At 48.0% G+C, this 19,589-nt stretch carries 31 protein-coding genes and 1 pseudogene; 20 read left to right on the forward strand and 12 right to left on the reverse strand.

The window, feature by feature from the left end; translation table 11 throughout:
- Positions 1-97: 97 nt before the first annotated feature.
- Complete coding sequence (locus EBO34_RS16810; RefSeq protein ID WP_122900730.1) at positions 98-1,315, reverse strand: NupC/NupG family nucleoside CNT transporter; 1,218 nt, start codon at positions 1,313-1,315, stop codon at positions 98-100.
- Between the two features lie 221 nt (positions 1,316-1,536).
- Here EBO34_RS16810 and EBO34_RS16815 point away from each other — a divergent pair, with 221 nt between their 5' ends.
- The 3 genes from EBO34_RS16815 to EBO34_RS20775 are packed head-to-tail and all read left to right on the forward strand — an operon-like array spanning position 1,537 to position 3,591.
- Positions 1,537-1,833 carry a YhdT family protein gene (locus EBO34_RS16815; RefSeq protein ID WP_122900732.1) on the forward strand — a complete coding sequence of 99 codons (297 nt, stop codon included), beginning with the start codon at positions 1,537-1,539 and terminating at the stop codon, positions 1,831-1,833.
- Complete coding sequence (gene panF / locus EBO34_RS16820; RefSeq protein ID WP_122900734.1) at positions 1,830-3,275, forward strand: sodium/pantothenate symporter; 1,446 nt, start codon at positions 1,830-1,832, stop codon at positions 3,273-3,275. Before EBO34_RS16815 ends, panF begins: the two co-directional genes overlap by 4 nt.
- Positions 3,276-3,288: 13 nt before the next feature.
- Complete coding sequence (locus EBO34_RS20775) at positions 3,289-3,591, forward strand: hypothetical protein (protein ID WP_183163927.1); 303 nt, start codon at positions 3,289-3,291, stop codon at positions 3,589-3,591.
- A gap of 269 nt (positions 3,592-3,860) precedes the next feature.
- Here the strand turns inward: EBO34_RS20775 and EBO34_RS16830 are convergent, their stop codons facing one another.
- Complete coding sequence (locus EBO34_RS16830; RefSeq protein WP_122900736.1) at positions 3,861-4,508, reverse strand: hypothetical protein; 648 nt, start codon at positions 4,506-4,508, stop codon at positions 3,861-3,863.
- 141 nt (positions 4,509-4,649) lie between these two features.
- Here EBO34_RS16830 and EBO34_RS16835 point away from each other — a divergent pair, with 141 nt between their 5' ends.
- Together EBO34_RS16835 and EBO34_RS16840 are read left to right on the forward strand one after the other, a co-directional pair.
- On the forward strand, positions 4,650-5,117 hold the full coding sequence (locus EBO34_RS16835) for a DinB family protein (protein ID WP_122900738.1): 468 nt from the start codon (positions 4,650-4,652) through the stop codon (positions 5,115-5,117).
- A 22-nt stretch (positions 5,118-5,139) separates the two neighbouring features.
- Positions 5,140-5,520, forward strand: a pseudogene (locus EBO34_RS16840) (VOC family protein).
- 19 nt (positions 5,521-5,539) lie between these two features.
- Here EBO34_RS16840 and EBO34_RS16845 read toward each other — a convergent pair.
- The 6 genes from EBO34_RS16845 to EBO34_RS16870 form a co-directional block, all read right to left on the reverse strand.
- Positions 5,540-5,971 carry a hypothetical protein gene (locus tag EBO34_RS16845; RefSeq protein WP_122900740.1) on the reverse strand — a complete coding sequence of 144 codons (432 nt, stop codon included), beginning with the start codon at positions 5,969-5,971 and terminating at the stop codon, positions 5,540-5,542.
- Between the two features lie 153 nt (positions 5,972-6,124).
- Positions 6,125-7,534 carry a serine hydrolase domain-containing protein gene (locus EBO34_RS16850; protein WP_122900742.1) on the reverse strand — a complete coding sequence of 470 codons (1,410 nt, stop codon included), beginning with the start codon at positions 7,532-7,534 and terminating at the stop codon, positions 6,125-6,127.
- A gap of 238 nt (positions 7,535-7,772) precedes the next feature.
- Complete coding sequence (locus EBO34_RS16855; protein WP_249414136.1) at positions 7,773-8,537, reverse strand: alpha/beta hydrolase; 765 nt, start codon at positions 8,535-8,537, stop codon at positions 7,773-7,775.
- A gap of 9 nt (positions 8,538-8,546) precedes the next feature.
- Entirely contained in the window at positions 8,547-9,224 is a 678-nt protein-coding gene (locus EBO34_RS16860) for an HAD family hydrolase (RefSeq protein WP_122900746.1), read from the reverse strand.
- Between the two features lie 23 nt (positions 9,225-9,247).
- Positions 9,248-9,955: a class I SAM-dependent methyltransferase gene (locus EBO34_RS16865; protein WP_122900748.1), complete on the reverse strand. Its 708-nt coding sequence runs from the start codon at positions 9,953-9,955 to the stop codon at positions 9,248-9,250.
- A 238-nt stretch (positions 9,956-10,193) separates the two neighbouring features.
- Positions 10,194-10,613, reverse strand: coding sequence for a hypothetical protein (locus tag EBO34_RS16870; RefSeq protein WP_122900749.1), 420 nt, complete (start codon positions 10,611-10,613; stop codon positions 10,194-10,196).
- Positions 10,614-10,878: 265 nt separating this feature from the next.
- Between EBO34_RS16870 and EBO34_RS16875 the strand changes: the two genes are divergently transcribed.
- From EBO34_RS16875 to EBO34_RS16925, 11 genes are all read left to right on the forward strand, one after another.
- Positions 10,879-11,190: a hypothetical protein gene (locus tag EBO34_RS16875; protein ID WP_122900751.1), complete on the forward strand. Its 312-nt coding sequence runs from the start codon at positions 10,879-10,881 to the stop codon at positions 11,188-11,190.
- 109 nt (positions 11,191-11,299) lie between these two features.
- Positions 11,300-11,809: a 2OG-Fe(II) oxygenase family protein gene (locus tag EBO34_RS16880; protein ID WP_142996804.1), complete on the forward strand. Its 510-nt coding sequence runs from the start codon at positions 11,300-11,302 to the stop codon at positions 11,807-11,809.
- A gap of 318 nt (positions 11,810-12,127) precedes the next feature.
- The gene (locus EBO34_RS16885; protein WP_122900755.1) at positions 12,128-12,694 is read left to right on the forward strand and encodes a nucleotidyltransferase family protein; all 567 of its coding nucleotides are present in this window, start codon (positions 12,128-12,130) and stop codon (positions 12,692-12,694) included.
- Positions 12,695-12,729: 35 nt separating this feature from the next.
- On the forward strand, positions 12,730-13,125 hold the full coding sequence (locus tag EBO34_RS16890; RefSeq protein WP_249414137.1) for an NUDIX hydrolase: 396 nt from the start codon (positions 12,730-12,732) through the stop codon (positions 13,123-13,125).
- Between the two features lie 25 nt (positions 13,126-13,150).
- Positions 13,151-13,357: a hypothetical protein gene (locus tag EBO34_RS16895; RefSeq protein ID WP_122900760.1), complete on the forward strand. Its 207-nt coding sequence runs from the start codon at positions 13,151-13,153 to the stop codon at positions 13,355-13,357.
- Positions 13,358-13,387: 30 nt separating this feature from the next.
- Positions 13,388-13,759, forward strand: coding sequence for a VOC family protein (locus EBO34_RS20985; protein ID WP_249414138.1), 372 nt, complete (start codon positions 13,388-13,390; stop codon positions 13,757-13,759).
- A gap of 65 nt (positions 13,760-13,824) precedes the next feature.
- Positions 13,825-14,202 carry a nuclear transport factor 2 family protein gene (locus EBO34_RS16905; protein WP_122900765.1) on the forward strand — a complete coding sequence of 126 codons (378 nt, stop codon included), beginning with the start codon at positions 13,825-13,827 and terminating at the stop codon, positions 14,200-14,202.
- A gap of 27 nt (positions 14,203-14,229) precedes the next feature.
- The gene (locus EBO34_RS16910; protein WP_122900767.1) at positions 14,230-14,568 is read left to right on the forward strand and encodes a VOC family protein; all 339 of its coding nucleotides are present in this window, start codon (positions 14,230-14,232) and stop codon (positions 14,566-14,568) included.
- Positions 14,569-14,585: 17 nt separating this feature from the next.
- On the forward strand, positions 14,586-14,933 hold the full coding sequence (locus tag EBO34_RS16915; protein WP_122900769.1) for a VOC family protein: 348 nt from the start codon (positions 14,586-14,588) through the stop codon (positions 14,931-14,933).
- A complete protein-coding gene (locus EBO34_RS16920; RefSeq protein ID WP_122900771.1) occupies positions 14,933-15,385 on the forward strand; it encodes an HIT family protein in 453 nt (150 codons plus the stop codon). Before EBO34_RS16915 ends, EBO34_RS16920 begins: the two co-directional genes overlap by 1 nt.
- Before the next feature lie 96 nt (positions 15,386-15,481).
- Positions 15,482-16,174 (forward strand): SDR family oxidoreductase, encoded by a 693-nt coding sequence (locus EBO34_RS16925; protein ID WP_183163928.1) that lies wholly within the window; start codon positions 15,482-15,484, stop codon positions 16,172-16,174.
- Between the two features lie 77 nt (positions 16,175-16,251).
- Here the strand turns inward: EBO34_RS16925 and EBO34_RS21270 are convergent, their stop codons facing one another.
- Complete coding sequence (locus EBO34_RS21270) at positions 16,252-16,521, reverse strand: hypothetical protein (protein WP_488154030.1); 270 nt, start codon at positions 16,519-16,521, stop codon at positions 16,252-16,254.
- 210 nt (positions 16,522-16,731) lie between these two features.
- Here EBO34_RS21270 and EBO34_RS16940 point away from each other — a divergent pair, with 210 nt between their 5' ends.
- Both EBO34_RS16940 and EBO34_RS16945 read left to right on the forward strand, forming a co-directional pair.
- The gene (locus EBO34_RS16940) at positions 16,732-17,202 is read left to right on the forward strand and encodes an NUDIX domain-containing protein (protein WP_122900779.1); all 471 of its coding nucleotides are present in this window, start codon (positions 16,732-16,734) and stop codon (positions 17,200-17,202) included.
- Positions 17,203-17,242: 40 nt separating this feature from the next.
- Positions 17,243-17,590: a DUF4260 domain-containing protein gene (locus tag EBO34_RS16945; protein WP_122900781.1), complete on the forward strand. Its 348-nt coding sequence runs from the start codon at positions 17,243-17,245 to the stop codon at positions 17,588-17,590.
- Between the two features lie 36 nt (positions 17,591-17,626).
- On the opposite strand, the gene EBO34_RS16950 is transcribed toward EBO34_RS16945, so the two are convergent.
- The 3 genes from EBO34_RS16950 to EBO34_RS16960 are packed head-to-tail and all read right to left on the reverse strand — an operon-like array spanning position 17,627 to position 18,521.
- Positions 17,627-17,869 (reverse strand): hypothetical protein, encoded by a 243-nt coding sequence (locus EBO34_RS16950; protein ID WP_122900783.1) that lies wholly within the window; start codon positions 17,867-17,869, stop codon positions 17,627-17,629.
- Between the two features lie 20 nt (positions 17,870-17,889).
- The gene (locus EBO34_RS16955; protein WP_122900785.1) at positions 17,890-18,198 is read right to left on the reverse strand and encodes a hypothetical protein; all 309 of its coding nucleotides are present in this window, start codon (positions 18,196-18,198) and stop codon (positions 17,890-17,892) included.
- Between the two features lie 17 nt (positions 18,199-18,215).
- Positions 18,216-18,521 carry a hypothetical protein gene (locus tag EBO34_RS16960; protein WP_122900787.1) on the reverse strand — a complete coding sequence of 102 codons (306 nt, stop codon included), beginning with the start codon at positions 18,519-18,521 and terminating at the stop codon, positions 18,216-18,218.
- Between the two features lie 234 nt (positions 18,522-18,755).
- Here EBO34_RS16960 and EBO34_RS16965 point away from each other — a divergent pair, with 234 nt between their 5' ends.
- Entirely contained in the window at positions 18,756-19,283 is a 528-nt protein-coding gene (locus tag EBO34_RS16965; protein ID WP_122901404.1) for a GNAT family N-acetyltransferase, read from the forward strand.
- Positions 19,284-19,310: 27 nt separating this feature from the next.
- The gene (locus EBO34_RS16970; RefSeq protein ID WP_122900789.1) at positions 19,311-19,568 is read left to right on the forward strand and encodes a hypothetical protein; all 258 of its coding nucleotides are present in this window, start codon (positions 19,311-19,313) and stop codon (positions 19,566-19,568) included.
- Positions 19,569-19,589: the final 21 nt, after the last annotated feature.

Consider the following 19,589-nt stretch of genomic DNA (forward strand, 5'->3'; position numbering starts at 1 on the left):
GGAGAAGTATGAGAGGTAATATTCGCGGGTGAAATGAGTAATTGTCCCAATGAAATCAAAAAAGACAGTGCGAAATGGCACTGTCTTTTCCCGTATATTAGATCAGCATACCGGCGATCGCTGCACTCAGGAGTGAGGCGAGCATACCGGCTGCTACGGCGCGGACACCCATGCGGGCGATGTCGCCGCGACGTTCAGGCGCAAGCTTACCAAGTCCGCCGAGGAGGATCCCAAGGCTTGACAGGTTGGCGAATCCGCAAAGAGCGAACGTAACAATCGCTACGGTTTTTGGTGTTAAATTCTCGATTTCAGGTGCGAAGGCGAGATAGGCCACGAACTCGTTTAAGACGAGCTTCTGACCGATAAAGCCACCGGCGTAGACGGCTTCTGCCCATGGTACACCGACGGCAAAAGCAATAGGCGCGAACAGGAATCCGAGAATGTATTCAATGGTCAGACCTCCGGCACCAAACGCGCCGCCGATAAGTCCCAGAATTCCGTTAAGAAGGGCGATCAATGCGATGAAAGCGATGAGCATGGCGGCGATGTTCAGGGCGAGCTGGAGTCCGACTCCTGCACCGCGTGCGGCTGCATCGATGACGTTTGTTGATTCTGTATCTTTATCAAGTTTCAGCTCATCGTCTTCTGCTGATTTTGTAACGGTTTCGGGAACCATGATTTTTGCCATAATCAAGGCTGCAGGAGCGGCCATGAAGCTCGCTGCAAGTAAATACTCAAGAGGAACACCGAGCAGGGAATAGCCTACGAGTACAGACCCGGCAACCGATGCAAGACCTCCCGTCATAACGGCGAAAAGTTCAGAGTTTGTCATTTTTGCGATATACGGTTTAACAACAAGCGGTGCTTCTGTCTGCCCTAGGAAGATGTTCGCAGCGGCCGACAATGATTCGGTCTTGCTTGTGCCGAGTAATTTTGCCAAAGCTCCACCGAGGAGTTTTACTACCCACTGCATAATTCCGATGTAGTACAGTACGGAAATCAGTGAAGAGAAAAAGATGATGATTGGCAGTACTTCAAAGGCGAAAATAAAGCCGACGTTTTCGGATTCGAAAATACCTCCGAAAACAAAATCTACACCTTCATTGGCAAAGTCGATGATGCTTGAAACAGCGAAGGTTAACTGCTCCAATGCAAATTTACCTGCGTCCCACCTCAGAACGATGAAGGCAAACGAAATCTGAATGGCAAGTCCTACTAGAATCGTCCGTGGATTAATCGCTTTACGGTTGTTGGAAAGAAGGAAAGCGATTCCAAGAACGACGAGAATCCCAAAAATACCCCACAAAATATTCACGATGTTCACTCCCTGTTAAGTCATGGTAAAATCGAAGCGTCTGTTCATGCTGAAAAAAATGGCTATGTAGTGCACATATTAGTAACGTTTACAAAACTCGATTTTTTATGTTATGAAATAGACGCGCAAGTGAAATCGTACCAAAGGAATGTAAGCGTGTAAATGTTATAATGAAAAATAGGTACGAACCTCTCGTAAATTAGTTAGAAGGGGGTTAAAAGATGAGAGAAAATGGTAAAGATGAGCTTAATTTACATACAGATCCCCGATTTAAAATTGCCAACCGTGAAGCGTTGATCGGCGTTGCGCTTGTGGTGATTAACTTTGTCTGGTGGTTCGGATTTGCCTACGGGCTCGGATCCGCCCCGGTGGAGGAGTATACCTTTATTTTTGGAATGCCTGCGTGGTTTGTGTTCAGCTGCATCGGCGGGTTTCTGCTCATGGTGGCCCTCGTGATTTTTGTGTTGAAAGTGTTTTTTAAAGATGTGTCTTTTGATGAGGAGGAGCACAACTCATGAATATTCCGGTGATTGTCTCCTTGTTCGGGTTTTTAGTGCTTATTTTTGCGATTGGCTTCTGGTCGTCCAGGAACGTAAACCGGAAAGGAAGCGGTTTTTTACAGGAGTACTTCCTCGGCAGCCGGGAGCTCGGCGGCTTTATTCTCGCCATGACGATGATTGCCACATACGGAAGTGCCTCGAGCTTTATCGGGGGACCGGGTGTTGCCTACACCCAGGGCCTCGGTTGGGTGCTCCTTGCCATGGCCCAGGTGGCAACGGGCTATTTCGTCCTTATGGTGCTGGGGAAAAAGTTCGCGATTATCGCGAGGAAGTACAATGCTCTTACGCTTGTTGATTTTTTAAGGAGCCGTTACAACAGCAAGTGGGTTGCGCTGTTTTCCGCGTTCAGCATTATTATTTTCCTGTTTTCCGCTATGGCGGCTCAGTGGGTAGGAGGAGCGAGGCTCATTGAGTCACTGACGGGTCTTACATATACATCGGCTCTGTTTATTTTTGCCGTGGCCGTGCTTGCCTACGTGATCATCGGCGGGTTCCGCGCCGTTGTGATTACCGACACGGTTCAGGGTGTGGTGATGTTTTTCGGAACGCTTATCATTCTGATAGGCACGATTATTGCGGGGGGCGGGGTTGCAAACATCATGAGCGATCTGATGGCGGAAAACCCGAACCTGGTGACGCCGTTCGGACATGACGGAAGCCTGACACCTGCCTATGTGTCGTCATTTTGGATTCTTGTGGGCGTTGGGGTTGTGGCGCTGCCTCAGGTGACCGTTAGGGCCATGAGCTATAAAAACAGCCAGGCGATGCACCGGGCGCTCATTATCGGTACTGTTGTGGTCGGGTTTATCATGCTCGGGATGCATTTAATCGGCGTGTTTGCCCGCCCGATTCTGCCGGGTGTGGAAGTACCGGACCAGGTGATGCCGATGATCGCCATGGAAGTCCTGCCGGCGTGGCTTGCGGGGATTGTCCTTGCGGCGCCCCTGGCTGCAATCATGAGCACGGTGGATTCCCTGCTTCTCCTGGTGAGTTCGGCAGTCGTAAAAGATGTGTACATTAACTACGTGAAGCCTGATGCGTCGATTGAGCGGGTGAAGAAAGTGAGCTTCGGGGTGACGGCGGTCCTCGGTGTCGCGGTGTTTGCCCTGGCTCTGAGTCCGCCGGATCTGTTGATTTGGTTAAATCTGTTCGCTTTCGGCGGATTGGAAGCGGCATTTATCTGGCCGGTTATTTTCGGTCTTTACTGGAACCGGGCCAATAAGTACGGGGCGCTCTGGTCCATGGTGGCAGGCGTGTTCTCGTACGTGATCATTCATCAGTTTTACCCGGATCCGTTCGGCATGCACTCGGTCGTGCTGCCGGTTGTCCTGTCGTTTGTTGTGTTTGTGGCGGCTACTCTTGTCACTCAGCCAAAACATAATCTTGAGGCCCGCGCGTAAGGAGGAGAAACAAGTGGAACGATTGATCGTGAAGTCAGCTCTATACGGATTTTTTCTCACACTCGCCATGGCGATCCTGTTTGTGGATTACAGGGTGGCGGAAGGGCCGGCTGTGACATATGTGCCGGTTTATGATTACGTGATGACCGTGCTCCGCTACAGCATCGTCGGCAGCTTTATCGGTGCCGTAGTGGGATGGCGGATGTACCGGATGCGGGTAAAAAAAGAAGGGAAAACGTATTATTTGGAGGTTTTTGCTGCTGTTTTCATTCTTGCCATGGCCGCCGGGCTCGTGTTTTCGCTGCTGGGGATTTAAGTGTGGGAGTGGTTGTTTTGTTTGCTGGGGCGTTTTTCATCGCCCGTCAGCGGTAGGAAATCGTCTAAACGAAAGAAACCGGCTGTGAAGTGTGAAAAGCGGTGCTCTAACCGTAAAATAGGCGGAGCTAAGTGTAAAATAGCCCGAGCTATGTGTAAAAAAACGCAAAATGAAGCCGCCGGGAGGAGTCGATCCCGGCGGCGTTTGTTTATATCGGGGTTAATTGTGGGAGTTAGGTTCTTTTTATATGACTTATCTGTTTTAAGGTATCATTTTCGCAGTGTAAAAGCTTTCAGGATTGTCTTTAAAGCAGATTCTGTCTCCGAATGACGGCTTACTTTACCCCAAAAGGGAAAGTCTTCCGGTTTAACAGCCAGCTTCGCGAGAGGTTCAACGGGGGATTCGGAGATCCACTCGTTTCGAATACCGCCCTGTTTGAATGGCTCTTTCGGGAAAAAGTAAATCGTTCCGTCCGTCCAGTGGACATTCCGGTTGACGGAAAAATAGTAGTAACGCTTTACTCCTTTTTTCGTGGGCGCGGTCAGGCAGAGGTTTCGGATCGAGCCGGAGTACCCTTCTTTTTTGACCACAGCAAAAAACAAGGACCAGTTTCCGTCCGAGGCGGCGAAAACAGCTTTCACCGGTTTCCCGTTAAAAAGAGTGCTGTCTTTTGGTTCGAAACAATCAATCGACGGGTTGTTGGAGCCGTGGACGAGGATGTTTTTTGTTTCGATGATGTAATTGAGGAACAGGGATACCGGGTAGTTGCTTTCATATGGGATGAAAGCACCGTTCCCTTTGGTGATCCAGTCGTTGTAAATGGCTTCAAATTCGCTTTTCGCTTCGCTGGACAGGTCCAGCTCTGGGGCTTTTAATAAGCGGCTTTTATTAAGGGCAAAGGTTTTAATTAGGTTCATCTTTTTCTCCTGATTCTTTATTATTGCTACTAATGACTATTCCACATGGGGCGGCGTTTTTCCTTTCACAGCGTCAGGATATGGATATTTATGTTAAATTGAAGGGGGAATGAGCTGAGATTTAATATAGGGAGTGTACAGATGACGGACTGCACAAGTGCTTTGAATCAAATCCGTATTGCCATTTCAACCACGCTTAAGATCGTGGAAAAGCTGGAAGAGGAGGATCTGCAAAAGAAGCCGACCTCAACTAAACATTCTGTAGGCGAACTGCTGGAACATCTGGCCTCTGTTTGTGAAGCAGACCTGCTTATTTCAAACGGAGCAGCAAAAGAGGAGATGAGCCGCTACTACTCGACTGTATGCTGTAAAACGATCGAAGAGCTGAATAGTACTTTAAAAAAGAACTACCGGCTGCTTGAGGAACGGTACACGGCGTATACGGAGGAGGAGCTTCGAGAAGAAGCCACTTCTTATTGGGGTGTCACCTATTCGCGTTATGAGTGGCTGTTGGAGATTCTGGCTCACGTGTATCATCACAGGGGTCAGCTGCATGCGATTCTTGTCCATTGCTGTAACAGGGATCCGAAAGTGTTCATGTTTGAGTAAAAAAGGAAGGGAAGGCGGTAAAATGGCTCTGATTCGGGTTGGGACGACGTATATTATGTGGATGTTTCTGCAAAGTGGTATGTGGAGAAGCTGGGGGCCGAGCTGAAGTATAAGGATGAGAGCAAAGCCATCCTTGATTTGGCCGCACAAAGCACGTTTCTCGTTAAGGCTCGGGAAGGTGAAAGTGCTATTTTTAAGGACATTTCAGGAGAAGAGCATTTTTCCATGACAGGTGGATGGGCTGGAAGCTTTAAAGAGGCTTCACAGGGAGTTTGCGGAGAAACAAATCACGGTTGGTGAAATTGAAGAAAGAGGGCATGCGGGCAGGAACTTTGTTTTTTCTGATCCGGACGGTAATACTTTTGATGTGTGGAGTAAGTTGAGTCCGCACTTTAAAAAGTAAGGCGCAGAGAACCACTTCTCTACGCCTTGTTTTTTTGCGGTGGCTGCTCTAATTCTCGTACTTTGTCATAGGATGAAAGCAGTTCCTCAGGAACCAGGGTGCGTCCTCTTTCCCAGGCATTTCCGTCAATTTTAGCCCGGAGCACTTCCTGCTCCTTATCTTCGCCGTACATCAGAATTCTGAGATCATAGAACTTATGCTTAAAGTCCAGATGATAGCCGATCTGATGATACAGAGTGATTCTGACCAGGTCCTCTTCGGACACTTTTGCCGCGCGGGTCATTTTCGCATGGTAGCCGTTCATCTGAAGGTAGTTAAACTTGATCGTATCCGTGGATTTGTTATAGCTCATCGGTGTTTCAAGATCGTTGTTGCTTTCGAAATTGATCAATAGTTCATGTTTGTCCAGTGTATCCTTAATGATTTCCTCAATATGCCATATGTAAAGCATGTGCTGTTTCACCTCACGTTCATGTGTCCCCTATCATAAAGCAATCGGGCGGTTTTTAAAACAGGGTAGGGGAATATTTATGGGTTATCAGTGTTATTCATCTTTGCTTCTGGTTTAAAATAGGGAACTCCGACATATGAGTTCCCCTGAAATCTACTGTTTTTTTACCCGTTCAAGGTTTGCGATGGCATCTTTATTGTCCGGGTCCAGTGCAATTGCTTTTGAGAAATAACCGGCAGCTGCGTTGTTGCTGCCTTTAGCTTCATACATTTCCCCGACGCTGTCGTGGAGGTTGGAAGACTCGGGATAAAGGTCTATGGACAGCAGTAAAAGTCCGAGGGCTTCATCCACCTTCCCTGCTTCGAATAACTCGTAGGCGGCATAATTCAATTCCCCTTCGATGAGGAGAAAGCCGTCAAACTTGTTTTCCTTCATTTGCCCGTATTTTTCAAACGCTTCTTTTTGTCCGGATTGAACAAAGAGACCGGCTAAATGGCGGGCAAGGGAGTTTTTGATTCGCTGGACGGGCTCACCGAAAATAACGTCGAGGATGGTGTTCCAGATGACTTTCGTTCCAATGTAATCGGCGTTTGTCATTAGAACGACAGCGATCCCATCGTCGGGCAGAAGGACGAGGTTGCTTCGGTAACCTGTATCAAGTCCGCCATGTGAAGCTACTCTTCTGCCTTTATACTCACCTAAAAACCAGGCGAGACCGTTTTCTGATGTTTCTTTTCCCCACGGGGTCCCGCTGTGAGGCTCAAAAAGCCTGGCAAATGAGTCGTGCTTCAGCAGTCCGCTGTCGTTGTTTAAGACGGCCTGTGCGTAGGAACACATATCAACGACATTGGAGCAAAGAGTAGAGCTCGGACCGTGTGCACGGTGGTAAGGATAGATCTTACTTACTCTGGGGCCGTAATACCCGTCTGTGTTTAGAACATGAGGTGTTGTGAGGAGCTCCGGATCGAACTCGGTCTTAAGGAAACTGCTTTTTGTCATGTTTACCTTCTCAAGAATTTCTCTCTTCATATACGTCTCAAAGGGGGTGGCTGAAACCTTTTGAATCACATCCCCGAGTATCTCGTAGGCAATGTTGCTGTAAGCGGATCCGCTTCCGGGGTCCCACAGCAGTTCTTTATTGTACAGCCCTTTCACATAGCGCTCAAGGGCTTCATCGTCATACTCGGGATTTGCCCAGTCAAAGCTTTCTTCATCGGGCATGCCTGATACATGACTCAGGAGCTGCCTGATTGTGATCTTGAGGTAACGGGGGTCTTTCATCGTAAAATAAGGCAGGTGGTCCTTCACATAATCCTCCAGCCCGAGTTTCCCGTCCTGTACGAGCTGCATCATCCCCAGAGCCACAAATGTCTTGGACACAGAGGCCATATGAAAGAGGGAATGTTCTGTAACCGGGTCCTTCGTTTCGGTGTTTTTTACACCAAACCCCTTTGTGAAAATGACTTTTTTATCCGCTATAACCCCGACAGCTAAGCCGGGGACTGGTTTTCGGGAAACGAAATCTTCAAGCAAACGTGTTAATTCTCCGGTAATTTGGCTCATCCTATCCTCCCAGGTTTTATCCCTTCCCAGTGGTGGCAGTGATCCGTTGAAGGACCCTGCATGGCACGATAAAAGATCTTCATAATGGGAAAAGGGCATACGAATCCCTTGTTCAAAAAACAAGGCTGTCCACTTTTACTCAATAACCATTACAAAGTCACCATTGGATGAGGACCTCCTTCCAATATCTCTCAATAAACAATACTGGTTTGTCTCTGCAATTGCAAGAATAGTTTGACTATAAAAATGAAAACAACGCACGAACCCTGTCCCGGAAAAACAGATAGTGATGCTCTCCGCCCTCAATCACTTTGGCTTCTGCGAAAGGGAGTTTCTTTTTCACCAGTTCATAGATTGCTTGATTTGAGACTGAGAAGGCTTCGCTCATTTCTGTGCCGTCACCGGCTTCTTTCGTTCCCCAGTCCATGTAAAATGTGTCGACCGCCGATAGATCGCTTTCTTTCAGGAGTGCTTCAAGCTCCTCCTGGTTTGGATAAAAGGCGGAGGAGAAGAGGACGATGTTTTTGAACACGTGAGGATACCGGCACGCGGCGAAGACCGTGATCAGGCCGCCCAGTGAAATGCCGGCCATGGCAGTCCTGTTTTTTAACGTGCGGTAGTGCCGGTCCATAAAAGGCTTTACTTCATGGACGATATAGTTCAAATATGCTTCGCCTTTGCCGCCAAAGGGAGGGGCGTCCCCTAAAAAGCGCCGGCTGTATTTTCCGTTGAGCCACGGGCAGAACTCATCGGTCCGCTCTTCAGGATTCTGTTCAATCGCTGCGACGATAACGTCCCGGGGATGGTTGGTTAAATAAGCTTCGAGATTAAGAGAGACGCCGCCAATGGCATCCTCGTCCCGGAACACATTGTGCCCGTCGTGGATGTAAAGAACCGGGTAGCGTTTGCCGCGGTTTTCCTTGTAATCCTTTGGCAGCCAGACCCTGATCTGCCTCGGTTCATGAAAGAAGGAGCTTGCGATTAAATGGTTTTCCAGCATCATTTTTTCCTCCTAAACAGGCTTGCCTGCTTTTGCCGGCAGACCTGCCTCGAGGGTTTGTCTTAACTGATTCACGCTGTGGACGATCAGAGAAGGATTGGAATCGCTCAGTTCTTTCTCCGAACCATATCCGTATGTAACCGCAATGGAATCAATTCCTGCCTGATTCGCGCCGATAATGTCGTGCTTCCTGTCCCCGATCATAATGAAGTTATCACGGGTATGGCCGGTGTACGTTTCCATAATGAAGGTGATGATGTCCGCTTTTGAGGATCTTGTTCCATCAAGATGACTGCCGACAATGTGGTCAAAATACCGATCGATCTCAAAGTATGCCAGTATCGCTTCGGCAAAGACAGTGGGCTTTGAGGTTGCTGCTACTAAAGTAAAGCCGTTGTTCTGCAGGGACGTTAACAGGGCGCGGATACCGGGGTACAGCTCATTTTCGAACATCCCTTTTACTTTAAACCGCTCTCTGTAAAAGCCGATGGCTCTTTGGGTTTGAGCGTCATCAAAAGCGTATTTCCCGGCAAAAGAGACGTGGAGCGGCGGGCCGATGAAATCGTCCAGTTTATCAGTGTCAGGTTCATGAATGTCCATTTTAGCAAGGGCATATTGAACAGACTTGGTAATGCCTTCCTTCGGGTCGGATAGCGTTCCGTCTAAATCAAACAGGATCACGTTGTGCATGTCTGGCTCCTTTCCAATACAACTTACTTCTTTATAGCCTTCACAATCAGAAAGTGAGGGTTCGTCATCAATTTTTCATACCGGGCCGGGTCCCGCTTCTGGAAATCCGGGACCGGCTGTGGCTCCTTGATCTCGTCTAAGGCAAAGTACGTGAGGGTATCGTTCATGATGTCAGTAAGGGGCCTGCGGTAAAAAGGGACGGTAAACTTGCCCCGGTCTGTTTTCCACTCATCGTGAAGCAACTCGTGGAAGAAGTAATCCTCGCCGGGGGAGAGCTTGAGGTCCATAAAGGGGTGGTGGACGGAAAAGAGAAGTCCGCCTCCGGGCTTAAGGACTCTGTGAAACTCCTTGAATACGTTTTGCCAGTCGCTGATGTAATGAAGAACAAGGGAGCTTACGATAAGGTCGAAGCTGCTGTTTTCAAAAGGAAGGGGCTCTTCCAGGTCCAGCTGGTGAACCACGGCGTCACCGCCCGCTCTTCGTCTTGCGGCGGCGACCATTTCAGGGCTGAGGTCTGAAGCGGTGACCACAGCCCCGCGGAGGGCCAGTTCCTTTGTGTACCATCCTGCCGCACAGCCCGCGTCAAAGACGGCTTTACCTTCAAGAGACGGAGGGAAGAGGGCGGTCATTGCCGGTCTTTCATAGTGGGTGTTGTACAGGCTTTTCTGATCCACATGATGTTCGTAATGGTGTGCGAGCTCGTTGTAGACGTTTTTTACACGGTCGTTCATGGCGGGCCCCCTCTTGGATATTTGGTTTTATTAGCTTATCACGGGACGAGGGGTGAATGAACGGGTAGGGTTAAAAAAACTGGTGTATTCTCCCAAAATGTGGGTTGGATTGTGGTATTTTGATAGCTGGTGCCTGTCACTCCCCGAACGTTGTCGAATTCATAGGTCTATTATCTATTTGTGAATTGTAGGAGAAAGACCTGTGGTTTCGACAGAATCCGGGTGGTGACAGGCACCATTAATAGCGCGACAACCACATGTTGGAGACCGTAGTGTCGTCGGTGCTCCATATGGTGAGTTTGTACCGCTGGTCCCGGTCTATGTAGACGCTTGCCTGGCCAAGGCCCATTTCCCGGTATGTATAATACTTATCGCCATAAATGAGCCTGGCTTTTTTTAGTGTGTCTCCTGTATTGAGGCCTGAGGAGGTTTCGACAGGAAGACGGCCTGCGGACAGTGAAACAATGTTGTTTTCTTTGTCTGTCTTGAGGAAGAAATCTTCGGCTGAATAGGAGTATCCATCATCTTGTTCTCTTTTTTCCAAAGGGGCAAAATCAACGAACTTTTCTTCTGTCAGGCTTTCCTGCAGTTGAAAGGGACCAAGGGATTCGTTTTCAAGATTAGTAGAAGAAACGAAGTGGTGATTGACAGAGACCACCCACCATCCTCCGAGAAATAGAACGAATACAGCGGGGACCGACATGAGAACGGTCCCTGCAAGCTTAGAATGACTGTAAACAAAATAACCTGTTAAAGGCAGAAATATGATCAAGCAGAGTAATAGTATCAAGTACAACACATCCTGACTGTCTGTTTGCTAGTTTGCTTGACCAACTGCGGCGGTCAATATAAGATGATTTTAACATAAAATTCCATACCTGGTTCGGAAGACTGTGGGCACCGCACAAGGAAAGGGGGGCATAATGAAGAAATTCTTTTTATATGTAATGATATTTCCGGCTTTCGTGTTGTTGGTTCTGTTTTTATTTCCTGTAGGTAAGTTATATTTTACTGAAGCAAAAGTGGTGGAAGCAGCCTTTTTGGATGTTTATTATGCACAGGTGGGAGATGGAGAAACTGAGTTTGATGTCTTTAAGGAATACATGGAAAAACAAGGATGGGTGGAGGTTCAGAGACTGGGGAGCGGTCAGGATTTTGAAAGGGACGGTGAAACGTTCTTCATTCACAGTACGGATATTAAAACGATCTTCAGGGACGGCTGGGTAAATTTTTAATGTGAGTTTTAGCTTTACAAGTCGTTTCTCTTATGGGGGAAAGTCCTATGGTTTCGACAGAATCCGGGTGGTGACAGGCACCGGAGAGAGAAAGGAAGGAGCTGCCAGGATGAATAGTGGAACCAAGATGTTGATTTTTGTAATACTGGGCTTATTAGCCGTGCTTGGCTGTTCAAACCAGTCGGCTAAAGTAACCGGAGATGACGAGGGGGTTGTTGTGAGTACGCCGCTGCCGAAACCGCCAAGTCTGGTGGTGACGGTCGGAGAAAAGGAGATCAAGCCCATCCGTGGTGCCTACTACTGGAAAATAGAACATCGGGACGGGACAGAGGAGAGCATTGTGGAAGCAGATTCGTTCCTGCCATCGGGCATTCCGGAATTTGAAGAGCCGGTTAAGGTGAATGGTGACGCCGAGGTGACATTCACATTCGGGGAGGAACCGTCAGGCTATCAAATCAGAGAATGGGAGCCTGGGAGTGAAAGAACGATTGTGGGTACATATGATGAAATAGACCTTGCCGAATTTGAAGGGGAAACGATTCTTGAGGTTACTTCGAGCTGGGAGGCGGGGGCTGCCGGCTATATTCTTTATCTGGATGTCGAGCGTGAATCAGATTGATCCTTTTGAACGATGACACTGGAAGAAGGTGTTAAAATGAGAAGAGGTAGTTTACTAGAGGGAGAGTTGATGGGAAAAGACTAATATGTTCACCGGCTGGCTCGGTGTGATTTTGATTTCAGTCAGCATTATGAGGTATGCGGCCTCCTGGCCGTTTTCGGTTTGGTGTTAACCATTAACTATCTGTACCAGCTGGAAGAGAGGGCCGGAGCTGATAAGACATGCAGGTGGATCAAGCTGGGAGTGCTCGTGGTGACAATGATTGTGATGATTTCTTATCTTTAGGGACGCGATTTAACAGGAGAGGAGGGAAAATGCATGCTTAAATCAGAACAGGACGTAATCGAACTTATTGAAGAAGATGAGGAAATGATGGAAATACTCCGGGCGGCGAAAGCGCAGGATCTGCCGGACTGGTGGATCTGTGCAGGCTTTGTGCGGGCAAAAATCTGGGACACGCTTCATCAATTTGAGAAGCGGACGAAAACGCCGGATGTGGATGTGATCTATTTTGATCCTGTTCACGTGGATGAAAAAACGGAAAAGGACCTGGAGGAAAAGCTTAACCGCATGCTCCCTGGTGTTCCGTGGTCTGTGAAAAACGAAGCCCGGATGCATATGGTGAATGACATTGAGCCTTATGAATCATCGGTTGATGCGATTTCGAAGTTTCCCGAAACAGCAACAGCCCTCGGGGTGAAGCTGGATGATGAGGAGAACGTGGTTCTTACAGCTCCGTGTGGACTTGAGGATGTGCTCAATCTGGAAGTGAAGCCGACACCGTTTTTTTCCCGGACAGAAGCAGGGGCTGCGATTTACGAGGAACGGATTGACAAAAAAGACTGGAAATCGATCTGGCCGCAGATTACCGTTTATCATATCTGAAAGTGGTGAGCGCATTGCGAAACAGAGGGTCTGTTGTGATTGTAAAGGATGACAGGGTTGTTTTGATCAAACGGACGAGGGACGGCGAGGTGTATTATGTGTTCCCGGGAGGCGGCATTGAAGCGGGGGAAACGGCAGAGACGGCGGCAGAAAGAGAGGCGTTTGAAGAGCTCGGCGTCCGCGTGAGTATTCGGGAGCTTTTAAAGGAAGTGGAATACAACGGAACCCAGTCGTTCTTTCTGGCGGAGGTGATTGAAGGAGAAATTGGAACCGGGGCGGGGGAGGAATTTACGGATCCTGCGAGAACAAGAGGTAAATATGAAGTTGTGTGGATGAGTGTGGACCGCCTCGATGGGATCGATGTGAGGCCGAGGGAAGTGGCGGAAGCGGTGTTGGTGCCTGTCACCCACCGGAATTTGTCGAATTCATAGGTCGATTCTATTGAAGGGGGATTTGATGAGCAGTTTTGCAAAGACGATGCTGTTGTATGTGGTTGGGTTGCCGGTGTTTGTTACGGTGATGCTTGTGCTGACGGATGTTTTCCGTGGCCGCGATTTGGTGCTGGTGTCGTATGTTCCAAACTTATCAGGGATTGCCACAGGCGGGATTATTGCAGGATTTGTGATGCACAATGTGAAAAAGTTAAGAGAGGGAGATGCGTAGATTGGCGTCTTTTAAAGAGGAATATTTAATATGATTTTTGAAATGACCATACAAGTTCGTGTTTCAGAGTTTCCTGTAGGGAGAACGTGGTACGAGATTTTGCTGAACAAGGAGCCGGATTTTGTTCCTCACCAGGGTTTTGCAGAATGGGAGATCATTCCCGGATGCTGGCTGCAGGTGGCAAAAGGAGTCCCTGTGGAGGGAAGCGGTCCCCTCCGTTTAGGGGTAACTGATATTGAGGCTGAAAAAGAAAGACTGGTTAAAGAGTTGGGGATCGAACCATTTGAAATTTTGTGGAGAAAAGAAGTGCCGGTAAGATGGGGGACGCTTAAGGATCCTTGGGGGAATGGCATTGGCTTTTTTGAATACATCGATAAGGATGAGGAACGTGTAACACCTTAAGCGCTGATATGTGTTTACCTGCGTGATGAAAAGTTTGATTATTATGAAAAAAAGGAGGCGGAAGTATGGAAGAAATTCAAGGAGTGCTGGATGAATATTTTTCTGCGTGGAACGAGGGGTTCAAAAGTAAGGACGGTGACGGGATCAGGTGTTTTATGTCCCGGGATTTTGCTGGTTACTGGGCTCACTCAGAGATAAAAAAACCTGATTCATACGGGTACGACTACGACCTCGATGCTGTGCTAAGGCAGATGGACGATGCCCGTAAAAGCTTTGAAACCGTCTCGATCACAACGCGGAAAGAGGGGGTGGAATGCCTTGTCTTAGGAAGAGAAACAAACCTGATCCAGGGCGTTCCCTATTCGGCCGAGTGCATGTTCGTCTGGCGAAAGGAACAGGATGGGTGGAAGCTTGTGAGGGAGTATATTGAGCTTGAGAGGTAAGAAATTTTAACAGAAGGAGGAGTCAGGTTGAAGCTTATTTTTATGTACCATCCCGTAAAAAATGTTCGGGAATCTCTTGAATTCTATCAGGAAAAGCTCGGCTTTGAAGAGGCGTGGAGAGAAGGAGAGGGGACCATTGCCCTTCGGATTCCAGAGTCGGAAGTCCAGCTTTTGATTGAGGAAGAGGAGCGAGATCTTTCACCTGGAGGCGTTTATCTTGTAGACAGTGTGGATGGTTTTTTTAATGATAAGAGGGACACGTTTACCTTTATTAAAGAGCCTGTGGACATTCCTCCTGGGCGTTACGCCATATACGAAGACAATTCAGGCAATCCATTACGGATTATCGACTTTTCAAAGAAATAAATGAGGGAGGGAAGACGATGGTGAACGCGATTGAAAAAGAGGTGGGTGCCATTTTTGTGCCTGTGAAGGATGTGGAAAAAGCACGGGATTGGTACAGGGAGCTGCTCGGTGTAATGGAAGAGGGGGAAATTCAATTCGGCCATATTTATGTGATTCCGGGGACGAATGTGGTGCTGGACAGTAAAATTTTTGACCGGAGACCCCAGGGGACTGCGCCGTTGTTTCATATTAATACGAAGGATATCCGGCGGGCGTACGAAGAATGTAGGGCCGCTGGTGTGGAGGTCACGTCAGAGGTGGAGGACGGCCACTGGTTTACGTTCAAGGACCCGGATGGAAATATGCTGATGGTGTGCCAGTGCTGATGGGAAAGAAGGAGTGTGTGTTTTGCGAGCCTGGTTTGCTTGCGAATCAAAGGGTTCTTTTAAGCAATGAGCATTGTTTGTTTTTGCAGCTGGAAGAGGCCGGGGAAAAAGGAAGCCAGCTTGAAGGTGCCGGATTGATTGTCCCGAGAGAGCACAGAGAGACCGTGTTTGATTTGACGAAGGATGAGTGGGAGTCGACCTGCACCCTGCTTCATGAAGTGAAGAGTTACATAGATGAAAAGCATCAGCCCCAGGGCTACAACCTGGGGTGGAACTGCGGGGAAACCGGCGGGCAGCACATCTTCCACGCCCATCTTCATGTGCTGCCAAGGTATGACGATAAGCCGATGGCGGGGCAAGGGATACGGTATTTGTTTAAGAGCGAAGGGAATCGACGGGGAAGTCGGGTGCCTGAGGTGCCTGTCACTCCCCGAACGTTGTCGGATTCATAGGCCGCTTTCATTTGATTTTTTGAAGGGAATAGACCTATGGTTTCGCCAGAATCCGGGTGGTGACAGGCACCGCTAATGAAAAAAGGAGTGAATGCGATGAAGGACAAAGTTGTGGTTGTTACAGGAGGCGCAAGAGGGATTGGTCGGAGTGCGGTGAATATGCTCGTGGCTGAAGGGGCAAAAGCTGTGGCGTTAGCAAGAAGCGAAGAGACGCTCGCGGAATTGAAGAAGGACGTACCTGAAGCGGGTACCTATGTGTGTGATGTGAGCGTGGAACAGCAGGTGAACGAGACGATGGAAAGCATTCTGGTCGAGTACGGACGGATTGATGTTCTCGTCAACAACGCCGGGGTCGGTATCTGGAAAACGGTCGAGGAGATGACCGAAGAAGACTGGGATGCACAGATCAATACGAATTTGAAAGGCGTTTTCCTAACGAGCAAAGCTGTATTTTCCAAAATGAAAGCGCAGGGCGGGGGTCATATCATCAATGTGGCGTCGGATCTCGGCTACACGAGTATTGAACGGGGCGGCGCCTACTGTGCGAGTAAGTGGGGCCTTCTCGGCTTTACGGGAACGCTGTTAAAAGAAGGAGCGCCATTCGGCATTACCGTATCCACCGTTTCCCCGGGGCTTGTGGCCACCGACTTTGGCGGTGTGGAAGCGGAGAAAAAACAAGAATCGGGTCTTACGCCTGAAACGGTTGCGTCACATATTATCCAGACGATAAAGACCGGGGAGGAGACGGGATCGGTGGATGTAATTGTAAAGCCGAAGCCGAGGAGATAATAGGTTTGGTGCCTGTTCTTCAACGAACGTTGTCGGATTTATAGGCTGATTTCATCTGATTTTTGAAGGGAATAGACCTAGGGTTTTGACAGAATCGGGGTAGTGACAGGCACCATAAACAAAAATTCCCGGTCATCAACACATCCTTGTTGGTGGCCGGGTCTCTTTTTGTGCTTCAAATCCATTCGTTGAAGCGCGTCTTTTTTGGTTTTGTTTTTTCTAACGTGCGTACTGAAGCCGGTAACGGTTCCTCTGGACAGGGCGGAGTCCCGCCTGTTGTTTCGGACGGCGTGATCTCGCTTCTTTCTGGCTTTGCTTTTTGCCCAGTCGGAGGAAAAGATCAGGATTGAGGCCTATACGCGTCATGACAATGCCATGAGAAAAGTGTTTACTCGGTGTAACTTTCAAAAAGAAGGTTATCTCAGACACTCCTGGGAAAATGATGACGGAACAGTGGATAATTCGCTTATCTACGCAATCATCAGAAAGGATTGGGAACAAAAGACGAAGACACCTGTAAAGATAGATGGGGTTCCGTATTAATCCGGAGGTGTGTAATGAACATAAGAAATTCAGCTAAAGCCATTATTGTTAACAGAGATCGAACTGAAGTGCTACTGACAAAAAACCAGGACGAAGAAGGGTTCTTTTTTCTTTTTCCGGGCGGTGGTCAGAAACATGGCGAAACACTTCACGAAGCGCTAAAGAGAGAATGCCTGGAAGAGGTTGGGTACGTCATCGAGGTTGACGAGCTCGTACACATACGGGAATATATCGGAAAAAATCATGAGCACGCTCATTTTGATTACGAGGTTCACCAAGTTGAATACTATTTTGCAGCCGAATGGAAAGGCGATGCGATTAACGTCCTGACCCCCAGTAACCCCGACAGTCATCAAGTAGGGACAGAGTGGGTAAATGTGAATGATTTGCAGCGGTACAGACTGTACCCGAAGGAGATTCGAAACTATATTATAAAATATGCTAACAAAGAAGATGCCCCTGTTTATCTTGGAGATGTTAATTGAAGAGGAAAGGGCCAGCCAGGAAGGCATTGGAGGATGAAAAGTGAATAAAACGTTTTTACACCTGGAAGGGTTTGCGGTTCTTGTGTTAAGTGTTTATTTTTACGGTTACAGCGGGCTCAGCTGGTTACTGTTTTTTATTCTGTTATTTGTACCGGACATTTCAATGCTTGGTTATTTGTTTAATAAAAAGGCCGGGGCTTTTCTTTATAATTTATTTCATACGTACAGTTTATCTGCAGGTGCAGTGATCTGTGGACTGCTGTTAGCAAACCCGGTTGTCCTGGCCGTCGGTTTAATATGGTCGGCCCATATTGGCATGGACAGGATGCTCGGATATGGACTGAAGTATCCGACGGCATTTCAGGATACACATTTGAATCGTGTGTAAACAAAAAGGCATGGGAAACAGTTCCCGTGCCTTCGTTTATGCTGCTGTTTTTCCCTCGACAATCCCCCAGCCTAAAAGTCCGATTCCTGCGATGACGCAGGCGATGGAGAAGTAAAAGGGGTACGGGATATACTCGGCCATGTTGTAGTTGAGGATGCTTGCCATGTTTCGTGTGCTGCTGAGCTGGCCGTTTGCGAGGATGGAGGCGATCAGGTAGTGCCCTATGACGAGAACGGATGCGGTTAAAATTAAGATAGATCCTCCGATTGTTTTGCCCATTTCGATATCCCTCCCTTTTTTCAAAGTTGAAGTAAATGCCGGAGATAGAAAGCAGATGCCACGCCTGTAAGGAAAAAAAGGCTGTAGCTGACGCGGTATTTTTCCTTAAAGGAAAAGCCGATATTCGCTACACATAAAGCGGAAATGATGATCCCGAGGGGGAGGCTCGGGTGTTCGGTGAAATAACCGGCCGTAAAGACGAGCAGGATGATGAAATAGGATGCTGTTACAAATGATCTGGCTTTAAACGCCAGGCCGTGTTTTTTTAATTCAAAATAGAGGTAAATCGTGATGAGAAATTTCAATAAAAGTAGAATTTCAATGACCACATGAGCTGCCCCTTTCTTTACAACACATCAAAAAAGTAGTAACCGCCAAGAGCGAGTAAGGCTGCTGTGGAAGTGAACACAAAAAGCCGGTGTTTCTTGAGCAATAGCATAGATAATACAGCTGCAAGGCCAATTACCTGGACATAGCCCGGCGGTTCCTGATTGATGAGGGCGGAAGGAAGATACAGCAGGATTATGATGGCTGCAGGGAAAAGCATCTTGAGGACGTTCTTTTTCCTCGTGTCGTCGCCTTTTTGGAAGACGAGTGCAAGAGCGGGTATGGTTACTCCGATTAAGATCAATAGGCTCATGGCGATTGGCATCCGGCAGGGCTCCTTTTTTAGCAGGCGTCTATTGGGGATGTACCCCGGTTCCAAATTTTGCAAACGGTAAACCGGTGCCTGGCCGAATGTTGTGGGATTGACAGGTAATTTCATGAACGTTTTTCGATGGAAAAGTACTACGGTTTCGACGGAATTTGGATGGTGACAGACACCAATGGGATGGATATTTATGTTAAAGTAAATTTATTAAAATTCAAAAAGGTGGAGCGGAGTATGGACAAATCAGTATACTTAGTCGGCCCGACAGTGGAGCTGGAAGAAGAGTATCTTTCTTTTTACGAAGAATGGAAAGAAAGCGGGGAGGACATGATCCCGTGGGTGATTGAAAAGGATCCGGCGGACTTTGAAGAGATGGTTCGTGATTTACATAATCAGGCGAAGGGGATCAACCTGAAAAAAGGGTGGGTGCCTGACTCCACGTTCTGGCTGGTGGACGACACTAGGCGGGTCATTGGCGCGGTGAATATCCGTCACGGCCTCACCGAATTTCTGTTAAACGGGGGCGGGCATATCGGCTACGGCATCCGCCCTTCAGAAAGACGAAAAGGACACGCGACCAGATTGTTGGCATTGAGTCTGGAAAAAACGAAGGACTTGGGGATTCAGAATGTGCTTGTTGTCTGCGATGAAGGTAATAAAGGATCGCTCAGGACAATCGTGAAGAACGGCGGGATTCCGGACAAGGACTACATTGAAGAAGACGGCAATGTGGTGAAGCGGTTTTGGATTCATAACGGGTGATAAATACGGAAATGAAAGAAGGTCGCAATGAGGCGTAAACATGAAAATGAATTTCGCGGATTCGCCGTTTATATCGTTCTGTTTATTATGGTTGCTGTTGTGAACACCATTTTGTTTGTATTGAATGAGGAGAATGTGCAGGCGGCGGTCGCGGGCGTTGCGTACACTTTTTTTCTGTATATCAGCCTGAAACGAAAGATCTGGGCTGTGTATATCATAAAACTGATGGTCTGGATTCATATTATCGTACTGATGATCATCGTCGTTGTCGTTGTACTAACGTGAAGAAACGAAGGTGTGTCAGAG

It is taken from the genome of Alteribacter keqinensis, from assembly GCF_003710255.1.
GTDB classification, from domain to species: Bacteria; Bacillota; Bacilli; order Bacillales; family Salisediminibacteriaceae; genus Alteribacter; species Alteribacter keqinensis.

What these genes read in the sequence shown, in the direction of transcription:
- EBO34_RS16905 (WP_122900765.1), top strand. Translation starts at nt 13,825, where the DNA reads ATGGAAGAAATTCAAGGAGTGCTGGATGAATATTTTTCTGCGTGGAAC.
- EBO34_RS16855 (WP_249414136.1), bottom strand. Translation starts at nt 8,537, where the DNA reads ATGATGCTGGAAAACCATTTAATCGCAAGCTCCTTCTTTCATGAACCG.
- EBO34_RS16850 (WP_122900742.1), bottom strand. Translation starts at nt 7,534, where the DNA reads ATGAGCCAAATTACCGGAGAATTAACACGTTTGCTTGAAGATTTCGTT.
- EBO34_RS16885 (WP_122900755.1), top strand. Translation starts at nt 12,128, where the DNA reads ATGCTTAAATCAGAACAGGACGTAATCGAACTTATTGAAGAAGATGAG.
- EBO34_RS16965 (WP_122901404.1), top strand. Translation starts at nt 18,756, where the DNA reads ATGGACAAATCAGTATACTTAGTCGGCCCGACAGTGGAGCTGGAAGAA.
- EBO34_RS16960 (WP_122900787.1), bottom strand. Translation starts at nt 18,521, where the DNA reads ATGCCAATCGCCATGAGCCTATTGATCTTAATCGGAGTAACCATACCC.
- EBO34_RS16920 (WP_122900771.1), top strand. Translation starts at nt 14,933, where the DNA reads ATGGGAAAGAAGGAGTGTGTGTTTTGCGAGCCTGGTTTGCTTGCGAAT.
- EBO34_RS16815 (WP_122900732.1), top strand. Translation starts at nt 1,537, where the DNA reads ATGAGAGAAAATGGTAAAGATGAGCTTAATTTACATACAGATCCCCGA.
- EBO34_RS16830 (WP_122900736.1), bottom strand. Translation starts at nt 4,508, where the DNA reads ATGAACCTAATTAAAACCTTTGCCCTTAATAAAAGCCGCTTATTAAAA.
- EBO34_RS16880 (WP_142996804.1), top strand. Translation starts at nt 11,300, where the DNA reads ATGAATAGTGGAACCAAGATGTTGATTTTTGTAATACTGGGCTTATTA.
- EBO34_RS16970 (WP_122900789.1), top strand. Translation starts at nt 19,311, where the DNA reads ATGAGGCGTAAACATGAAAATGAATTTCGCGGATTCGCCGTTTATATC.
- EBO34_RS16950 (WP_122900783.1), bottom strand. Translation starts at nt 17,869, where the DNA reads ATGGGCAAAACAATCGGAGGATCTATCTTAATTTTAACCGCATCCGTT.
- panF (WP_122900734.1), top strand. Translation starts at nt 1,830, where the DNA reads ATGAATATTCCGGTGATTGTCTCCTTGTTCGGGTTTTTAGTGCTTATT.
- EBO34_RS20985 (WP_249414138.1), top strand. Translation starts at nt 13,388, where the DNA reads ATGATTTTTGAAATGACCATACAAGTTCGTGTTTCAGAGTTTCCTGTA.
- EBO34_RS16845 (WP_122900740.1), bottom strand. Translation starts at nt 5,971, where the DNA reads ATGCTTTACATATGGCATATTGAGGAAATCATTAAGGATACACTGGAC.
- EBO34_RS16925 (WP_183163928.1), top strand. Translation starts at nt 15,482, where the DNA reads ATGAAGGACAAAGTTGTGGTTGTTACAGGAGGCGCAAGAGGGATTGGT.
- EBO34_RS16865 (WP_122900748.1), bottom strand. Translation starts at nt 9,955, where the DNA reads ATGAACGACCGTGTAAAAAACGTCTACAACGAGCTCGCACACCATTAC.
- EBO34_RS16915 (WP_122900769.1), top strand. Translation starts at nt 14,586, where the DNA reads ATGGTGAACGCGATTGAAAAAGAGGTGGGTGCCATTTTTGTGCCTGTG.
- EBO34_RS16835 (WP_122900738.1), top strand. Translation starts at nt 4,650, where the DNA reads ATGACGGACTGCACAAGTGCTTTGAATCAAATCCGTATTGCCATTTCA.
- EBO34_RS16875 (WP_122900751.1), top strand. Translation starts at nt 10,879, where the DNA reads ATGAAGAAATTCTTTTTATATGTAATGATATTTCCGGCTTTCGTGTTG.
- EBO34_RS16895 (WP_122900760.1), top strand. Translation starts at nt 13,151, where the DNA reads ATGAGCAGTTTTGCAAAGACGATGCTGTTGTATGTGGTTGGGTTGCCG.
- EBO34_RS16940 (WP_122900779.1), top strand. Translation starts at nt 16,732, where the DNA reads ATGAACATAAGAAATTCAGCTAAAGCCATTATTGTTAACAGAGATCGA.
- EBO34_RS16860 (WP_122900746.1), bottom strand. Translation starts at nt 9,224, where the DNA reads ATGCACAACGTGATCCTGTTTGATTTAGACGGAACGCTATCCGACCCG.